General features: G+C 61.0%; 9 protein-coding genes. 3 read left to right on the top strand and 6 right to left on the bottom strand.

What is annotated here, in order from left to right; all coding sequences use genetic code 11:
• Nucleotides 1-79: 79 nt before the first annotated feature.
• Entirely contained in the window at nt 80-1,147 is a 1,068-nt protein-coding gene (locus tag KUV86_RS09245) for an SDR family oxidoreductase (protein WP_222239408.1), read from the top strand.
• Between the two features lie 77 nt (nt 1,148-1,224).
• On the opposite strand, the gene KUV86_RS09240 is transcribed toward KUV86_RS09245, so the two are convergent.
• Both KUV86_RS09240 and KUV86_RS09235 read right to left on the bottom strand, forming a co-directional pair.
• The gene (locus KUV86_RS09240; RefSeq protein WP_222484572.1) at nt 1,225-2,493 is read right to left on the bottom strand and encodes a Y-family DNA polymerase; all 1,269 of its coding nucleotides are present in this window, start codon (nt 2,491-2,493) and stop codon (nt 1,225-1,227) included.
• On the bottom strand, nt 2,490-2,975 hold the full coding sequence (locus KUV86_RS09235) for a LexA family protein (protein ID WP_222484571.1): 486 nt from the start codon (nt 2,973-2,975) through the stop codon (nt 2,490-2,492). Before KUV86_RS09235 ends, KUV86_RS09240 begins: the two co-directional genes overlap by 4 nt.
• 834 nt (nt 2,976-3,809) lie before the next feature.
• On the opposite strand from KUV86_RS09235, the gene KUV86_RS09230 reads away from it, so the two are divergent.
• Together KUV86_RS09230 and KUV86_RS09225 are read left to right on the top strand one after the other, a co-directional pair.
• Nucleotides 3,810-4,598 (top strand): hypothetical protein, encoded by a 789-nt coding sequence (locus KUV86_RS09230; RefSeq protein WP_222484569.1) that lies wholly within the window; start codon nt 3,810-3,812, stop codon nt 4,596-4,598.
• 108 nt (nt 4,599-4,706) lie between these two features.
• Nucleotides 4,707-6,386, top strand: a complete 1,680-nt coding sequence (locus KUV86_RS09225) for an ATP-dependent nuclease (RefSeq protein ID WP_222484568.1) — start codon at nt 4,707-4,709, stop codon at nt 6,384-6,386.
• Between the two features lie 467 nt (nt 6,387-6,853).
• Here KUV86_RS09225 and KUV86_RS09220 read toward each other — a convergent pair whose 3' ends face one another.
• The 4 genes from KUV86_RS09220 to recC are packed head-to-tail and all read right to left on the bottom strand — an operon-like array spanning nt 6,854 to nt 17,866.
• Nucleotides 6,854-7,849 (bottom strand): ion transporter, encoded by a 996-nt coding sequence (locus KUV86_RS09220; protein WP_222484567.1) that lies wholly within the window; start codon nt 7,847-7,849, stop codon nt 6,854-6,856.
• 53 nt (nt 7,850-7,902) lie between these two features.
• A complete protein-coding gene (gene recD / locus KUV86_RS09215; RefSeq protein ID WP_222484566.1) occupies nt 7,903-10,113 on the bottom strand; it encodes an exodeoxyribonuclease V subunit alpha in 2,211 nt (736 codons plus the stop codon).
• A complete protein-coding gene (gene recB, locus KUV86_RS09210) occupies nt 10,110-14,048 on the bottom strand; it encodes an exodeoxyribonuclease V subunit beta (RefSeq protein ID WP_222484565.1) in 3,939 nt (1,312 codons plus the stop codon). The genes recD and recB overlap by 4 nt, the downstream gene beginning before the upstream one ends.
• Nucleotides 14,045-17,866, bottom strand: a complete 3,822-nt coding sequence (recC, locus tag KUV86_RS09205; RefSeq protein WP_222484564.1) for an exodeoxyribonuclease V subunit gamma — start codon at nt 17,864-17,866, stop codon at nt 14,045-14,047. Before recC ends, recB begins: the two co-directional genes overlap by 4 nt.
• Nucleotides 17,867-17,918: the final 52 nt, after the last annotated feature.

Below are 17,918 nucleotides of genomic sequence, written 5' to 3'. Positions count from 1 at the left end.
GCGATTGTCGCAAGTGTTTATAGGTCCACAATGGGACACCGTCAATCCACAACGACGGCTACCGTCTAGGGATATCTTCATGCAGAAAGGCAACGCACTTGTTGTCGGTGCGACCGGCATCACCGGTGGCAACCTCGCCCAGTACCTCGTCGCCAGTGGCTGGACCGTCTACGGCATGTCGCGCAGTGGCACCACCACCAGCGGCGTCATCCCGGTCGCGGCTGACCTGCTCGATCCGCAGGCCACCGCCGACGCCCTGGCAGGGCTTCCGATCAGCCACGTGTTCTACTGCACTTGGACACAGCGCAGCACGGAGCGGGAAAACGTCGAGGCCAATGGCGCCATGATGAATCACCTGTTCGCCGCGCTGGACCCTGCGCGCCTCGAGCACGTGTCTCTGGTGACGGGCACCAAGCAGTACCTGGGATCCTTCGAAGCCTATGGCAGCGGCCAGGTGGAGACGCCGTTTCGCGAGTCCGCTGAGCGGGTGCCGGGTCCGAACTTCTACTACACCCTGGAAGACATCATGCTGGAGGTGGCTGAACGCTACGGCATCCGCTGGAACGTGCACCGTCCCCATACGGTGATTGGCTACGCCTCCGGCAACCTCATGAACATGGGCACCACGCTTGCGGTGTATGCCTCGATCTGCCGGGCCACCGGTCGGCCGTTCATCTTCCCGGGGTCCCAGCAGCAGTGGAACTACCTGACGGACCTGACCGATGCCCTGCTGTTGGCCCGCCAGATGGAATGGGCCGCGCTGGCGCCGGGTGCGGCCAACCAGGCCTTCAACACGGTCAACGGTGACACCTTTCGCTGGCGCCGGATGTGGCGGGAGATTGGCGAGTACTTCGGCCTCGAGGTGGGTGATTGCCCCCAGACCCCACAGCCTCTGGCCGAGCAGATGGCCGGTATCGAGGACACCTGGAAGGACATTGCCAAGCGCCATGACCTGGTCCAGGACGATGTCAGCAAGCTGGTGTCCTGGTGGCACACCGACGGCGACCTTGGCCGCACCCAGGAATGCGTGAACGACATCAACAAGAGCCGCGAGTTTGGCTTCCACGAGCATCGCGAGACCCGGGCGGTCTTCCTCGACCTGTTCGACCGCTTGATCGCGGAGCGGGTGATTCCACCGGTGGCGTAAGCCAACATCGCTGTCGCCGCACGTTCGGGCCAGGCCATAACAGGCCTGGCCTGCTTGTGTTCTGCCCCTGGGACTGCCTATAGCCTGGCGACCGGCAGCTCGTCCCAGCGGGTGGTGTAGCGGGGTGTGCGGTGCTCGCACTTCAGTTGCCAGGCGGCGTTGTCACTGGCCTTGCCGAGGCTCAGTGCGCCGCGTCCGTGCTTGCGGTTGATCGCGTCCAGGGTGTCCATCAGGCGTTCATTGCGCTGGGTATCGGCGCTTTCGCTGGCGAAGATGTCATGCTGCAGGGTGGCCTTGTCCTGCAGGTCGAGGAGCATCACCCCCGCCTTCATGTACTGGTGGCCCTGGCGATGCATGCGTGCCAGCGCCTGGGTCGCGGTGGCCACAATGGCCAGGCTGTCGTCGCTGGCGGTAGGGAGTGGCACCACCAGCGACGGATGATGCTGGGGCTGGTCGGGGCGATGGCGATTGGTACGCAGAAAGACCTGCACCGCTCGGGCAACGCTGCCCTGGCGGCGAAGCTTTTCAGCACCGCGCGTGGCGTGGGCGCGCACGGCCTGGCGCAGCTGCTCCAGGTCCCCGGTAGGGCGCCCGAAGGAACGGCTGGTCATGATGCGCTCCCTGGGGACATCGCTGTCTTCCGGGGCCAGGCAAGACTCTCCTCGTAGCTCGCGCACGGTGCGCTCCATCACCACGCTGAAGTGGCGGCGCACGTGCTTCGGGTCTGCTTCTCGCAACTGCCAGGCCGTGTGGATGCCAAGCGTTGCCAAGCGCGCGGCACTGCGGCCGGCCACGCCCCACACCTCGGCCACCGGCAAGTGCTCCAGCCAGCGTTGGGTGTCTATGCTGTCTGCTTCCATCAGGCATACGCCATGGCCGTTGGGGTCCTTCTTGGCGCGATGGTTGGCAATCTTGGCCAGGGTGCGGCTGCTGGCAAGACCCACGCCTACCGGAATCCCGGTATGGCGCTGCACCGTGCGTCGCAATTCAACACAGTGGCTGATCAGGCGATCGCTGGCGAAGCCCTCGAAGTCCAGGAAGGACTCATCGATGCTGTACACCTCCACTTGGGGGCAGAAGGTGTTTAGGGTCTCGACCACCCGTCGTGACATGTCCCCGTACAAGGTGTAGTTGCTCGACAGCAGGATGCATTGGCGCTTCAGGCGCTGGTCGATCTGAAAGGCGGGGATGCCCATGGGCACGCCGAGATCCTTGATTTCCTGACTGCGAGCGATGACACAGCCATCATTGTTGGACAGTACCGCCACCGGCTTGCCGCGCAGGCGCGGATCAAACACCCGCTCGCAGCTGACGTAGAAATTGTTGCAGTCGACCAGCGCGATCATGATGGCGTGCCCTGGTAGGCCGAGCCGGCCTGGCGGCGGGACGTCCCTTGCGGCAGCGCATGGATGCTGTGCGTCACCACTCCCCATACATCGCAGTCGTGGCCGTTCAGGGCAATCGGCGGGTAGGCCTCGTTGGCCGCCAACAGGTAGGGCCGGTCGCCCAGCTTGCCCAGCTGCTTGCAGGTCAGCTCACCGTCCACGCTGGCGATCAGCACCGCGCCCTGGCGCGGCTCCAGCGACCGGTCGACGATCAGCAGGTCGCCGTCGAAGATGCCGAGTTCCTTCATCGACTCGCCCTTGGCGCGCAGATAGAAGGTCGAACTGGGGTGGGGCACCAGGTGCGCCACCAGATCGAGCTGCCCTTCCAGATAGTCATCCGCCGGCGATGGAAAGCCCGCGCGAACCTCGCCAGCCGCCAACGGCAGCGGAGCCCCCGGCGCCCGCTCATCCACCCGACCCAGCACCTCGAGATGCACCGTCATGGTTCCGCCCTCATCGGTATAGCCAAACGAGCAACAAGGTTGATGTGGTGCATGGTGCCTCCCGCAACGGATAGATACTGTTCGTATGTACAGTATCAGCAGCAGAAAGCCTCCGCCAGCCAGGCAGCGCCCGGACCAAAGTTGGCTTGGTGGCCGCCTAGCGTGTCCCAGCGGAGCGGATGGGGAGGAAAGAGGCGGATGGCAGGACAGGATGGGTAAGGCGGGAAAGGGTAGCGGTAGGAATCATCTGAACTGATGTCGACACTGGACGTGTGGGATAAGCGACTGCTTACCTGTGAAGGTAATGGTCTGCGGGTTTTTTCACGGAGTTAAGTCTGTAATACGAGATGTAACTGTGTGTCACATCTGTAAACCACAAACAAACGCGGTTTTAACGTTTTTGGCGCGCCGAAATTTTTTCGTCGTAATTAGACAAAAGGAAGGCTGCGAAAACTGGCGACATAGTTTGTTTCACAGTAGTCTTCGAAAGATTGTGCTGATTTTGGCGGTGTGTTGGTACTGAAAAACCTGCCTCTCGACGTGTAGAGGTTGGCTGGAAATTGGGTTATTGGAGAGCCGGACGTATGCGGGGTGGGATTGTAGAGGAGTGGTATGAGGTGGCTGATTTCGACTCAAAGCGGTCATATCGGGATAGGCAGCGAGCGCGTTTAGTGGTGTTATATAGCTACGTCAAAAATACGCTTAAAAATCAATAGGTCGATCTGGTAGCATAAGAATGTTGAGCACGCGCGCTTCTTTAAGTCAATAAACGAGCGCGCTGTCTAATACCTGTTAGCTCTTTACCATCGGCATGAATTTCGAGTATTAGGATTAATGAAACATTCAGAATGGATAAAAAATGCTTATATGAAGTCTAGTGTGGCTCTAGCACAATGCTATAACACCACACATATTGATGGCTGGAATGAAAATTACATTACAACAAAGATTTTAGAGGCAATTGAATCAATTGGGCTAGAAATTGACTGGAGCGACAAGCCCCAGAAAGTTAAATGGGAAGGATTCAAGCTCAGAGGGAGCTCTGAGAACAAGTTTGGGGATATTGTTGTAATAGTTAGAGTATGGGTTACGAGTGACCGCTATGTTGATGGTGTTGCATTCTACGAAGCCAAAAGACAGTTTTTCCGTGAGGGAGATTTCCCAATAGGATTTTCCTCTCTTAAAACCGAACAGCTTTCAAGAATTCGCGAGAACACATATGCAAGCAATATTTTGCTTTATGATGTAGATGTAAAGAAAAAAACTGCATTTGCCTCATCTGTCTCAATGCCAATTGTGAAAGAATTAGCTGAAGCGAAACTTGCCAATACTTATGGAAGAGATTGGCATTGTTATGGTGAGCCCTGGGTTGTTTCTTTGGGTGATAACTTTCTAGGCTTGCATTTGGACTTTCGGGAGAAAGTTGTTGCCGAAGTTAAAGCATCAGCTGATACATACCGAAAGCCAGCCTTTATACTTAATGCATCAGTAGGATTATCAAGTACATTAGAGCCCCACCTAGACAATTCTTTCGTTAATAATAATTACGAGCATTGGATTAAAAAGGATGATCCAAAACCAATCATCAGAAAGACGCCAAGAAATGATGGCCCCGGTTTTTAACCAAGTGCTAACAAGTGCATCAACTGGTCCGTTTTTTGTTGCGCTGCTGCTCCACAAACCGGCCCGTTATGCGTGGCGTTATACAGAAAAAAATCGCATGAGGTTTATATGAAGCTGCGGAAGGCAATCGTTCACAACTTTCGTTCCATTTTGGATGGTGAGTTTGAAGTTTCCAATTATGGACTGATCGTTGGCGAAAATAATTCAGGGAAGACGAATCTTTTAAGCGCGTTGCGTGTTTTCTATGAAGATGGAGGCGCTAAATTTGAACCGTCTCGGGATTTTCCTAAGGTGGCAACTGGTGATAATGAGTCATGGGTAGAGCTGCATTTTGAGACAACAGATATTGAGCAAGAAGGGTTGCGAGGTGCCTATAGGTCTTATGATCGAATTCTGAGAGTCCGGAAATATCTCCAATCTGACGAGGGTAAGGTTAAAACAAAACAGTCCAATATCTATGCTTACGAAAACGGAAAATTGTCTGAAAATCTTTTCTATGGTGCCGCAAATATATCGTCCTCTAAGCTTGGCTCAATAATTTACATCCCCGCTGTAAGCAAGATTGAAGATACACTCAAAACTACAGGGCCTTCTCCTTTTAGAGATTTGATCAATCTCGTTATGAAGAAAGTTATAGTCAAGAGCCCAATTTTTGAAAGTCTAAATGAGGCATTCTCTGATTTTAACGAAAGATTTAAAGAAGAAGAATCGAGCGGACTATCTATAGAAGCAATAAAAGGGGATGTAAATAACGAGCTTTCTCAGTGGGGCGTCGGATTAGATATTGAAGTAACTCCAATTAAAATCGATGATCTTGTCAAAAACCTGTTGAAGCCGCATATAGAAGATCAGAAATTGAATGGGCAGCGAGTCGACATCGGTTCGTTCGGTCAAGGGCTTCAAAGGCATTTAATCTACACGCTCATAAAAATGTCTGCACAGTACTCTAATCCTATTCCACCGAGTAAAAAGGAATTCAATCCTGATTTTACATTGTTATTGTTCGAGGAGCCGGAGGCTTTCCTTCACCCTTCTCAACAAGACGTTCTTTTCAGAAGCCTTAAAGGATTGGCGAATACCGAAGGTCAACAGGTGCTGGTCTCTACGCACTCTGCGCAATTCGTAGGGAAATCGGTCAAAGACATTCTGTCAATCGTTCGTTTACACCGAACTGGTGAGCACACTGAAATTTACCAATTAACGGATAGCAAACTACAGGACCTTTTGGATAACAACTTGGTTGCCGCGAGAGCGTTTGGCGAAGATGCTGATCCCGCTTTCGATCAACAGGCAAGGATGGCGGATGAGGAGCTAAGGTATTTTCTATGGTTAGATTCGGAGCGATCGAGTCTATTCTTTGCTAGACATGTTCTGCTTTGTGAGGGTGCATCCGAGAAAGTTTATTTGGATTATTTGGCAGACAATGAGTGGGATTTTTTGAGGGAGGCCAGAGTGTATGTCTTGGATTGCCTTGGTAAGTTCAACTTACACAGGTTTATTCATTTGCTGACGGAGCTCGGAGTACCTCATTCGGTTCTCTTTGATGGCGATAATGATCGTGGCAAGCATCAGAAATGGAATAAAATAGTAAATGACGCGGCTACGCACCTTACTGTGGGAATTCATCAGTTTGATGAGGATCTGGAAGATTTCCTGAGTATACCAAAGCCAGCGGATAGACCTGATTTAAAACCCATCAACGTCATAAAAAATCATGTTTCCGGCGGTGTTGACGCAACTAAAAAAAATGATCTCGAGAGCATAGTCCGAGCAATCGTGAATGTATAACAATGCCAGTCACGGCGAGGTCTACTACATTGCGGATTCGCCTCCATTTCGTATCCGCCCATGCTGTCGATGTTATATCTGATCTGGCTGAATGTGCGCTTCTGGCCGATAGCGGTCATTACACCGCTTAGGCGGCGTGATTGACGGTTTTTATTATGCCAGTCCCTCTAAAGCAATATCAGTCGACCTTGCACCGTAGCTCTAATCGATTGAATTTTGTAACGCCCTCTAGCCGTAGCCAGAGTTGAGTCATTCGGGAGCCTCGCTGCGAACACGGTCTGAGAACTGATAAGCACTGGTAGCTTTCATCATCTCTAGCGTCAACTTCGCCCACACGATCTTTGCAAATATAGTTGGGGATTTTCACAGAGAACGACGTAGGCAGTACAGGGGGCAGCGGCTATGGGCCATATCTCGCTCACCATATGCGCCTGCGTCGTTCTAGCTGCACCGTCATCTACGCCCCCTCACTCATACCTTTCCTGCCAGCGCTTGATCGCGATGCGTTCCTTCAACAGTTCCAGCATATCGACCAGTACCTGTTCGGTGATCTGTTCGGTTTCCGGGTCGGTGCGCAGCCAGGCGTCGAGTCCGCTTTCAGCCATATGTTCTACAAGGGTCGAGAACTGCGGGGAGCGCAGGCCGGCAAGGGCTTCATCGACGATATGGCAGGCGAGGTCGGACAGGGAGGTTTCCAGGCCCTGGGTCAGCTGGCTACCCATTGGCAGGCGTTTGAGGCGCTGCAGTTCTGGGGTCTCTGCCAGGGTGCGGGCCACCAGTCCGCGCACGTAGGCCAGGGTTTCGAAGCGGTTACGGTAGGCGATATCGCCCACCATGTTCTCCAGGCGCTGGCTGATTTCCCGTACCAGCGCCTCCTTGCGAGGCGTGATGATCTTGTCGATGGCGGGTGAGGCCAGCCCCTCGCCGCTGGTCAGTTCACGCTGGACATTGTCGAGCAGGCGAATGGCGATACGGTCGGTCAGCTCTTCCATCAGGATGTCGACGTACTTGGCGACAACGCTGTAGACATACCAGCGGCGCACATCGATCAGGCCGAGACGCTGGAGCCGGTGCAGCAGCGAGATGATCCGCAGCACACGCAGCAGGCGAAAGCCCCCCAGCGGAATACAACCAAGCACGTCATACCAGTGCACAAAGGGGTAGAAGAACCAGCGATGGTAGCGACGCTCGGCGATGGCGACTGCCCAGCCCAGCAGCACATCCAAGAGGAAGACCGTGACGAAGGCCAGGTCGATCGTAAAGAAATTGGCGTGGATGTAGCGGTCGTAGGCGGCATGCAGGCCAGGAGCGATACCCTCGAAGGCGGCATTCAAGGGCGGTAGCAGGTAGAGGCTGTCGAACAGCAGCAGTCCCAGGTTGATCACCACCAGGACGATGATCGCCAGGTCCCACGCCAGGTGGGCGCGCTCCAGGATGAGTGAGCGGGTTCGCTGTGTCGACATGGGCTCTCCGGCTGCGGGCGGTTGAGGCGGTGTCTGTGTGGTTACCTGCTGGCCTACTGAAACAGCCGGCTCTGGCGCTGAATCCGGCGTTCGATGGCGCGGGCCAGCACCTGGTCGTTGGCGCTGGCCAGGGTAAAGGTCTTCTTGGCTCGCGTGACGGCGGTATAGACCAGCTCTCGTGTCAGGATAGGCGAGAGGGTGTCGGGCATCACCAGCGCGGTATGCACGAACTCGGAGCCCTGGGACTTGTGCACCGTCATGGCGAAGACCGTTTCGACCCGCTGCAGACGACTGGGCAGCACCCAGCGAATGCCGCCCTGGCCGTCACCCGCAGGAAACGCCACGCGCAAGATGGTGCCGGCTTCGGGGTTGCCAAACTCCGCCGGTACTTGCAGGGCGATGCCGATATCCCCGTTCATCAGCTTCAAGGCGTAGTCATTGCCGGTGACCAGCACCGGGCGGCCTTCGTACCAATGGGTATACAGGTCGGGCTTGTCGATCAGGCCGTGGCGCGCCAGCGCCTGCTCGATGCGCTGGTTCAGTGTCTCGACCCCATGATGCCCGCTGCGCAGCGGTGTCAGCAGCTGGAACTGGGCGTGGGCCTTCAGAATCTCTGCTGCCCACTGGTCCCACTCGCTGCGGTCGGCCGCTGTCGCTGGGCGTTCGCGGCCACCGCTGGCGGCGTCAGGTCCTGCGTCGCTGCGCGCTTCACGGGGGCGAATGGCGTCAAGGTAGTAGCGGTAGCCCCAGGCGTTGTCGTGGCCACGGCCGTCGAGCACCAGCGCCATCAGGGCCCGTTCATCGTTACGGCGTAGACTCAGGCGCTGGGCCTCAGTAAAGGAGGGGGCATCCAGTACCGCCATGGCCCGTCGACTGTCTCCCGCATTGATGGCGCGAGCCAGCTGGCCGATGCCGCTCTGGTCATCGAAGCGGAACGAGTGACGCAGCATGGCGATGGACTGATCCAGCGGGCGTCCACTGCTGGCCTGTTCCGGGGGGAGGCAGAGCGCTGGCGGTAGCTCGATACCGGTGGCGTCCTGCAACCACTGGGCGGTGTCCGGCTGATAGTGGCCTTCCTCCGCCCGCGCACACAGGTTGCCCAGCACGGCCCCGGCTTCGACGGAGGCCAGCTGGTCCTTGTCGCCCAGCAGGACCAGGCGCGCCCTGGGGGGCAGTGCCTCCAGCAGTGCCGCCATCATGTCGATGTCCACCATCGAGGCCTCATCCACCGCCACCATGTCCAGCGGCAGGGGATTAAGGCGGTGATGCCGGAAGTGACGGGTATCCGGGCGCGCCCCGAGCAGACGGTGCAGGGTCGTGACCTCGGCGGGGATCGACTCGCGTACCTGCTCGGCGTTGGGCAGGTCGAGGGATGCCAGGGCGGCGATCTGGTCGCGGATGGATTCACTCAGGCGAGCGGCGGCCTTGCCGGTGGGGGCGGCCAGGCGGATGGTCAACGGCACGCCTCGTGTGGCGATGGCCTGGGCCTGCAGCAGGGCCAGCAGGCGAATGACCGTGGTGGTCTTGCCGGTGCCGGGACCGCCGGTGATGACCGAGAAGGGCGTCCGCGCGCCCAGGGCGCAGGCGAGTTTCTGGGACTCTGCCTGTTGCGCACGGGGGGCCTGTGGCGGAAACAGGCTGTCCAGTACCGGGCGTAGCTGGCTGGCCTGGGGAACAGCGTCGCTGGCGCTGCCTGTTTCTTCGCTTAGGCTGGTCTGATCCGTGCTGGTCTGATTCGTGCCGGGATGGGCGGGATAGGCCGCTGCCAGCCGATCCGAGATGGCATCGGCGACCCGGCGCTCGTGACGCCAGTAGCGGCGCAGATACAGGCGGTTGCCGTCCAGTACCAGCGGCGTGCTGCCGGGGCCCCGGCCCACCGCGGACCACTGCCCGAGGCGCTGGGCCCAGTCGTCGCCAATGGCGGCCAGCACCTCATCCGGTGGGACTGGGGCGGTGTCGTCGGGTTCCACCGCGATCAGCGTCTGAGGGTGCCGCCTGGCCTGGTCGAGGTCCACCAGCAGATGGCCCTGGCCGGCCTGGTGGCTGACCAGCATCGCGGCGACCAGGCAGCAGGCGTCGGCGTCCGGCGCCAGCGCGGCAAGACGATGGGCCAGGGCGGCGTCGAGGTCACGAATCCAGTCGTGTTCGGCCCAGGCGAACTGCAGGCGCAACATGGCCTGGGGATCGGCCAGGGCCTCGCTGACGCTGGGGCTGTCTGAGGCGGCATCCGCGCCAGGGCGGTCATGGGTCGGCGTCTCGTTCATGCCAGAGTCTCCTCTTGGCGTTCCCCGGCCAGGCAGCGATCCAGCGCCTCGATGAAGGCCAGCGGTGGCTTGATTGCGGCAACGCCTCGTGAGGGGGCATTGATACCGCGCAGAAACACCAGCATGGCGCCGCCCACGTGCTGCTCGTAATCATAGTCCGGCAGCGTCTGGCGCAGGTGCCGATGCAACGCCACCAGGTAAAGGGCGAGCTGCATGTCGTAGCGTTTGTCGAGCATGGCGTCGCGCATGGCATCGGGGTGATAGGCAGCGTCGTCGGGGCCCAGCCAATTGGACTTCCAGTCGATGACGTAGAAGCGCCCATCGTGTTCCGCCAGCAGGTCGATAAACCCCTTGAGCAGCCCGTTGAGGCGCTGGAAGCCGAGCTGCGGCCGTGGGGCGCCAGGGAAAAGATGGTCCCGGGCGAGTCGGTCCATCGCTGGGGTAATCGCATTGTGGGTGGCAAACCAGAAGTCGGGTTCCGCCCGGTAGCGCGATAGCTCGCACAGCGTCAGTCCGTCTGTGAGTTCAGCCGTCGCTTCAGTCGTCACGTCAGCGGTGGACGAGGTGGCACCCGGGGGTTCCATGGCCGCAGGCGACAGGGGGGTGGTCAGCCAGCGCTGCATGCCTTGGGTCAGAGCGTCGATGTGGTCGTCCCAGCCTCGCCGTCGGCAGCGCTGTGCCATGCGCGCCTGCAGCGTGGTGTCGCCCACGGCGGCGGCAAAACCATGTTCGGCCATGGCTTCCAGCACGCCGTGGAGGAAGGTGCCGGGCCCTGGCCCACGGGGAAAGGCATGCAGGCTACCGGGCTCGGGCTGGCGGGTGTCGGCGCGACTTACTGCCTGACGCTGGTCGCTGTCTTCTTCTTCCAGCACTTCGGCGGCAGGTGTTTCTGGTGCCGTGGCGCCCTTCTGGGCCAGTGCCGAATAGCTGGCAATCCACCAGGGTGCAAAGGCCTGGTGGGCGGCGGAAAGCGCCGGCTTGTGGGCTCGCGTCGACTGCCGGGGCACGACGTTGATGATGGGAGAAGCCACGCTTGAAGGGGCGGTCTCCAGCAGGACGTCGCCACTGTCCCCCTGCATCTGTTGCCAGCAGGCACGCAGGCTCTGTTCGTCCGGAATATTCGCGCCACCGGCCAGCAGGTGACCAAGGGCCGACTTGTGCAGGGTCGCGGCCTTGCCATTGCCGTACTTGAGGGGCGCGAGGCCGATAAAGCTGGCGTGACGGGCACGGGTCAGGGCCACATAGATAAGTCGGACTTCCTCGGACAGCCGTTCATCATCGGCCAGCTCGAAGCCTTCCTTGGCCATCTCCTTCTTGGGCGCCAGTTCCAGCACCGGGCGGTCGTCAAGGTGGTAGAGCGGAGTCCCGGTCTTGCCGCTGACTTCCTTGTAGGTGCACAGGAAGGGCAGGCATACCACCGGATACTCCAGACCCTTGGACTTGAAGATGGTGACCACCTGAATGAGCTCGGCATCGCTTTCCAGGCGCAGAATCTGCTCGTCGTCGGCGGGCTCCTGCACATGCTCCGACAGCAGGCGGATCAAGGCGTGGTCGCCATCCAGGGTATCACTGGCCTGCTGGGCCCACTCTGCCAGGTGCAGCAGGTTGGTCAGTCGCCGCTGGCCCTGGTCGGCATTCAGCAGGCGGGCAGGGATGCGATAGTCGTGCATCAGCTTGCGCAGTGCCGGCAGAACGCCGCGCCGCTGCCAGCGCTGGCGGTAGGCCATGAAGCGCTCTTGAACGCGCTCCCAGGCGCTTTCGTCGCGCTGCAGGTGATCCAGCTCCGCCAGACTGAGCCCCAGGGTGGCGGTGGCCAGGGCGGTGCGCAGGGTGGACACGGACTCGGGGTGGGCGATGGCCTTTAGCCAGTAGAGCATGTCACGGGCTTCTGCGGTGGCGAAGACGCTGTCCCGGTCGGACAGGTAGACGCTGGCAAGGCCGCGCTGGCTGAGCGCCCGGCGAATGGCGGTGGCCTCGACCCGGTCACGCACCAGAATGGCAATGTCGCTGGCGTTCAAGGGCGTCAGGCGGTCGTCGCCCGGGCGGGCGAAGCCGGCGCGGGGCTCACCACCCTCAGGATGGGACTGGTTGAGCCATTCGGCGATGCGGTTGGCGCAGTGATGGGCGGCCTCGCGCAGATAGCGTTCCTTGTTCAGGCAGCCGCTGTCGCTGTCGTCATCGCTGACCAGCCAGCCGGTCAGGGCCGTGGCGGGCTGGCCATCCAGCATCAGGGTTTCCTTGCGGCCATTGGCCTTGACCGTGACAAAGGGCAGCGGGTTGGTGGCCTGCCCGGTAGCATCGGCAAAGCGAAAGGCCCCCCGCTCATGGTGCTGCTCGGCGAAGGCGAACAGCTGGTTCACCGAGTCGACGGCGGCATGACTTGAGCGGAAGTTGGTGTCCAGGCTGTGGTGATGACCCAGGGTGGCCTGGCGGGCCGCCAGGTAGGTATAGATGTCGCCACCGCGAAAGCCGTAGATCGCCTGCTTGGGGTCCCCGATCAGGACCAGCGCACTAGGGTCGTCAGCGGCGTCGATGCTGGCGTCCTCGGTCGCCTTCGCGTTCGCCTGGTCGATGCGGTAGATGCATTCGAAGATGTGGTACTGGGCCGGATCGGTATCCTGAAATTCGTCGATCATCGCCACCGGGAATTGCTGGCGAATCCGCCGCGCCAAGGCGTCTCCGCCTTCGCCGTCGAGGGCCTCGGCAAGCCCGGTAATCATGTCGTTGAAGCCCATCAGGGCGCTCGCCTCAAGCTGCTCGCGCAGGCGCTGGCTGATCCAGCGGCTGGCATCGGCAAGAAACTGGGGGAGCAGCTCACGCTTGAGGTCATCGGCGTGCTGCTGATAGGTGCCCCACTCCTCCAGGGCATCAAAAAGGGCGATGTCCGGGACCTCTACGCCTTTCTTCACCTTCAGGCGGGAGCGTGCCAGCTTCTGCACGAACTTCGTGTCGCCGGTGGCGATGCCGCCCTGGGCCCAGTGGTCGAGCTCTTCCAGCCAGCCGGCAAAGGTCTCGTCGTTGTCCTTGCCGCGAAAGCTGTTGCCGTTGAGGCTTGGGCGCAGCGCTTGCAGAGCGTTACGCACCTCCTGAGCTTCGTCCAGGTAGCGCTGGCGCGCCTGCGCTTCCAGGCTGTCGGCCTTGGCGCGATGGTCACTGAAGGTGGTCAGGGTAGCGGTCAGGTCGGTGCTGACCAGCGGCTCGCCGCAGAACATCAGCGCGGCGTCATCCCGGGCGAGCAGGTTGCGGACGTTGCTATACAACTCCTGAGGCGATGAGAAAAGCTCAACCACCGAAGCCGCCAGCGGCTCGCTGAGGGGGTAGACCCGGGTGCGCCAGTAATCGTTGACGGCCTCCTGGGTCAGCTCACTCATGTCCTGAATGACCTCCTGACGAAACAGCTTGCCGCTGTCGAAGGCGTGTTCCTTCAGCATCCGCTGACACCAGCTGTGAATGGTGGAGATGGCGGCATCATCCATCCATTCGGCGGCCAGTATCAGGCGGCGGGCGCAGATCGGCCAGGCTTCCGGGGCGAAGTCATTGCGCAGCTCGGCCAATAGCGGGTCGCGGCCGGCCAGGTCATCGTCGTGAGCAGGGTCGGCGCGAAAGGCTTCGGCGGCCTGTACCAAGCGCGCCCGGATGCGCTCTCGCAGCTCCTGGCTGGCGGCTTCGGTGAAGGTCACCACAAGGATGTCGGGGGGCACCAGCGGCTGTGAAAAGCCGTTGTCCGCGCGACAGTCGCTGCGCCCCGGCTGGCCATGGCCCAATACCAGGCGCACGTAGAGCAGGGCGATGGTAAAGGTCTTGCCGGTCCCGGCACTGGCCTCGATCAACTGGCAGCCGGTCAGTGGCAGGGCCAGCGGTAGCGCCTTGTTTGACGGCGTCTGATGTGCGTCTGACACCAGGGGGCCGTCAGCGGTGGTCTTGGCTGAGCTCATGCTTTGGCCCCCTTGGCGGAGTGACGGTTGCCTTGCGTTGCAGGGGCAACCGCAAGGGGGGACTGACGCGCGCGGCTGATCCAGGTGTGCAGGTCGGCATACAGCTCCCGGGTGGCGTCGGCAAAGTCTGGGGCGGTGATCAGTGCTTCCAGGGTAGGGAACTCCCGCAGCATCAACGGGCTGCGTTCGGCCAGGCGTTCCCAGCGGTCTTCCCATGAGGTGCGAAGCTTGGGATCGGACGCCAGGTCAGGTGGTGGCCAGTCAGGGTCATCCGCCGCGGGATAGGCCTCAAGGGCGTTGAAGGCGATATCGGGATAGGTCGGGGTGACGCGCTGCATGGCATGCTGCCACCGCTCCATCAACCGGTTCAGCCGCTGTTCGGCCTGGGGTCGGGTCATGCCCGGTATGGTGAGCTGGCCGCTGGGCGATACCAGGTGAGTGACGGCGCCCGGATAAAGGGTTTGCAGCGCCAGGTGAGCAGGCCAGTGGCGCAGGATCTGGCGCCAGTTGAAGTGCTCGCCCTGGTGGATCTGACTGGTCAACAGCACGATGCGGGCCACTTCGGCAGAGGCATCTGCGCTGGCCTTTTCTCCCAGTTTCTCTCCCAGTTTTTCGCCCAGTTTTTCGCCCAGTGAGAGGGGCCGGTCGGCGTGCAGCTGGGTCAGGGTGTCTTCCAGCCGCAGGGTGAGCGCCTGCGTGTCGTCATCAGCGGCCAGTCGGCTTGCCTCCAGCGTAAGCCCGCTGTCGTGGCTGACCCGTGGGGCGATCTCCAGGGCATGGGGATAGCGGGCGAGCAGCGCCCGATAGGCCTCCAGGGCAGCGGGAATCCGCTCCAGCAGGCGCTGTCGAATGACCGGGCCCACCGGGGCCGGTGGATAGTGTCCGGCGCGCTGCTGGCGCAGGACCTGGCGGTCGATCAACTCGCTCAGTGAGGCGGCGTCGTCTGGCCGGTGCGCCAATTGCTGACCAATGGGCTGGACCAGGGCTTCGCGCTGCTGCCAGGCGGCCAAACCCGCAAAGCCAAAGGGCTCGTCGTCGTCATTCAGCACGTTGTCATCGCGCATGCTGGTGGACAGGCGCTGCTGAAACAGCGCTTCGACCGGGTCACGCAACAGCCCGGCCAGGTGCGACAGCTGAAGGGGGCCTTCCGGTTGCCATGGGCCCAGGCCGTTGGTCGCGGAATCTGCTCCATGCGGCCCGTGGGGGTCCGTCGAGTCGACTGCCGTCCCCGGCGAGTCAGCGGTCGCGCCAGTAGCGGTCCCAGCGGCAGTGTCCATGGTGCTGCCAGAGGCGGCGTGCAAGTCCTGCCACTCGTCGGCGTAGGTGAACAGCCGGGAATCCGCCTGGAAGTAGGCGGCGCCAAAGGGCTGCAACGGGTGCTGGGCCGTCAGCGCTTCGAGCAGGGCGTCGGCCATCTTGGCATCGTCAGCCAGGCTGCGCTGGGCGTGAGGCGGCTGACCAGGAAGGCGCCAGCCTTTGGCCAGGTGGTCGCGCAACTGGCCCACCAGCACGCTAGGGGGCTTTTCACCGTTGTCCTGTGGGCTGCGACCGCACCAGCTGATGGTCAGGCGCTCCCGTGCGGACAACAGGGCTTCCAGAAACAGGTAGCGGTCATCGTCTCGGCGCGAGCGATCTCCGGCGCGATAGTGACCGCGCATGGCCATCAGGTCGAAGTCCATGGCGGTGGCCTGGCGCGGGTAGGCGCCGTCATTCATTCCCAGCAGCACCACCTGCCGGAACGGAATGGCACGCATCGGCATCAGGGTGGCGAAGGTGATGCGACCCATCATGAAGCTCTGGGACAACTGCGGGTCATCGATACGCGATAGCCAGCTTTCGCGCACCACGGCCAGGGGTAGGTCGGTGGTCACCGCTGCCGAAGTGATCTCTTCCTGCCAGGTCTCGAGGGAGGCCTGGATGCGACCCATTAGGGTCTGCTCCGCGCTGGTGCTGGGGGTTAGGGTGCGTTCGAGCATGGTCGATAGCACGCGGTCCCAGTCCGCCGCCGGACGGGGTGCGGACAGCAACTGGCGCAGCTCACTCAGGGTCATGATCAGCCGGTACAGGGGGCCGACCAGCGCCGCGTCTAGGCCGGCCACCTCGTCGTAGGGCACCACCTCGAGCCAGTCGTCGCCACTGTCCTCGGCCTCGCCGACGGCGTAGCCCATCAGCATGCGCTCAAGACCAAAACGCCAGGTATGCAGTTCGTCGTGCTCCGGCAGTCCCAGTTCAGCCCGCTGGGCGGCGTCCAGGCCCCAGCGCACGTTGGCCTCGCGGATCCAGCGCTGCAGGGTGGGCAGGTCGCCTTCACCCAGGCCAAAGCGCTCGCGCACCGCTGGGATATCGAGCAGGTCGAGAATCTCGCTGGCACGGAAACGCATGCGCGGAAGCGACAGCAGCGTTTCCAGGGCGACCAGCAAGGGCTCCCGGTGACGCTGCTGCTGGTCGGCGACATGGTAGGGCAGATGACGACATTCGCCCGGGGCGAATTGCCCAAAGACGGCGTCGATGTAAGGGGCGTAGTCGTTGATGTCCGGCACCATGACCATGATGTCACGGGGCTCTAGCGTCGGGTCTGCGGCAAAGCTTGCCAGCAGCTGATCGTGCAGGACTTCGAGCTCGCGCTGGGGGCTGTGGCAGATGTGAAAGCGGATCGAGCCATCTTGCTCAGGATCCAGTGCCGGCCATGTCTGCTGGGTCTCGGACAGTGGCCGCAGGTTGAGGATGTCGTCCTGCAACTGGCCCAGTAGGTGCTCGGTAGGCGGTTCGAGAAACAGGTCGACGGCGCCATCGAGCAGGGCGCTCATGGCCTCGACATCGGTATGGTCATGTTCGCTCAGCAGCTGCAGGTAGTCGCGGCCCTGCTTGCCCCAGGCCGCCAGCAATGGGTGGGCGTGCAGGTGCAGGTGTTCCAGCGACTGATGCAGATCGGCGGGCATGCCTTCGCGCCGGCGCTGACGCACATGGCGACGCAGCACTTCCTGGGTCTCGATGATCTCGCCCCAGTAGAACTGGCAGGGATTGAGCAGGCACAGCACCACCTCGCAGACCCCGGAGAGAGACGCGAGAACTTCAAGAGTCTGCTGTGGCAGGGACGAGATGCCGAACACCACGATACGCGGCGGCAGCTCGTCGGGACGCTGCTGCAGGGTCTCTGCGGCGGCCTTGAAACGCTGATGAATGGCGCCGCGATGGGTGTGACGCAGGCCGTCCTCCAGGGAGTCGCCGATCATGCGCCACAGGGCGGGTTGCCAGAGCTGCTCTTCTGGTACCGGTATGCGACGATTGCCGGGCAGAATCAGGCTATCGTCACCCTTTTCCCAGGCGCTCAGCCAGTCTGCCCGGTACACCTGATACTGGTCGAACAGGTCGGCCAGGCGTTCCGCCAGCTGGTAGTGCTTGCGGCGCTCATCATCGTCGCGCAGATAGCGTTCCAGAGGGGCGAACAGCGGATCCATCAACGCCTTTGGTAACAGCTCCATCAGACGCCAGCGCAGTCGGCTCTTGTCGAAGGGCGACGTCGTGGGCACCGTACCTGGTCCTTCGACATCCTCGATGACCGCACGATAGGCCTGCCACTGTAGCCGCGCCGGCAGCGCCACATCAGTTCCCAGACAGATACCGTAGCCGGGAGCGCCCTGACGCTCGGCGATAGAGGTCTTGAGCCATTGTGCAATGCCGTTGCTCTGCACCAGGAAAAGTGTACGTGCGAGCGGATGGAGGGGACGGCGACCGAGCCATTTCAGCGTCAGATCGCGCAGGTCTTCCATGCGGTTGCCCTGCAGGACAATCATCCCGGAGGCGGCTGTATCGGTCATGGCTTGCTCTCTTTGCGGCGCGGGAAGGCCTGTGGCGAAGGCCTGCGTCGTG

Origin of the sequence: Halomonas sp. DP8Y7-3 (genome assembly GCF_019801675.1) — a bacterium.
GTDB lineage: Bacteria > Pseudomonadota > Gammaproteobacteria > Pseudomonadales > Halomonadaceae > Halomonas > Halomonas litopenaei_A.
The sequence above is the reverse complement of the archived record's forward strand: the minus strand, read 5'-3'. Positions and strand labels throughout refer to the sequence as shown.

Coding starts and splice junctions, on each gene's coding strand:
- KUV86_RS09245 (WP_222239408.1), top strand. CDS start 80: ATGCAGAAAGGCAACGCACTTGTTGTCGGTGCGACCGGCATCACCGGT.
- KUV86_RS09240 (WP_222484572.1), bottom strand. CDS start 2,493: ATGATCGCGCTGGTCGACTGCAACAATTTCTACGTCAGCTGCGAGCGG.
- KUV86_RS09235 (WP_222484571.1), bottom strand. CDS start 2,975: ATGACGGTGCATCTCGAGGTGCTGGGTCGGGTGGATGAGCGGGCGCCG.
- KUV86_RS09230 (WP_222484569.1), top strand. CDS start 3,810: ATGAAACATTCAGAATGGATAAAAAATGCTTATATGAAGTCTAGTGTG.
- KUV86_RS09225 (WP_222484568.1), top strand. CDS start 4,707: ATGAAGCTGCGGAAGGCAATCGTTCACAACTTTCGTTCCATTTTGGAT.
- KUV86_RS09220 (WP_222484567.1), bottom strand. CDS start 7,849: ATGTCGACACAGCGAACCCGCTCACTCATCCTGGAGCGCGCCCACCTG.
- recD (WP_222484566.1), bottom strand. CDS start 10,113: ATGAACGAGACGCCGACCCATGACCGCCCTGGCGCGGATGCCGCCTCA.
- recB (WP_222484565.1), bottom strand. CDS start 14,048: ATGAGCTCAGCCAAGACCACCGCTGACGGCCCCCTGGTGTCAGACGCA.
- recC (WP_222484564.1), bottom strand. CDS start 17,866: ATGACCGATACAGCCGCCTCCGGGATGATTGTCCTGCAGGGCAACCGC.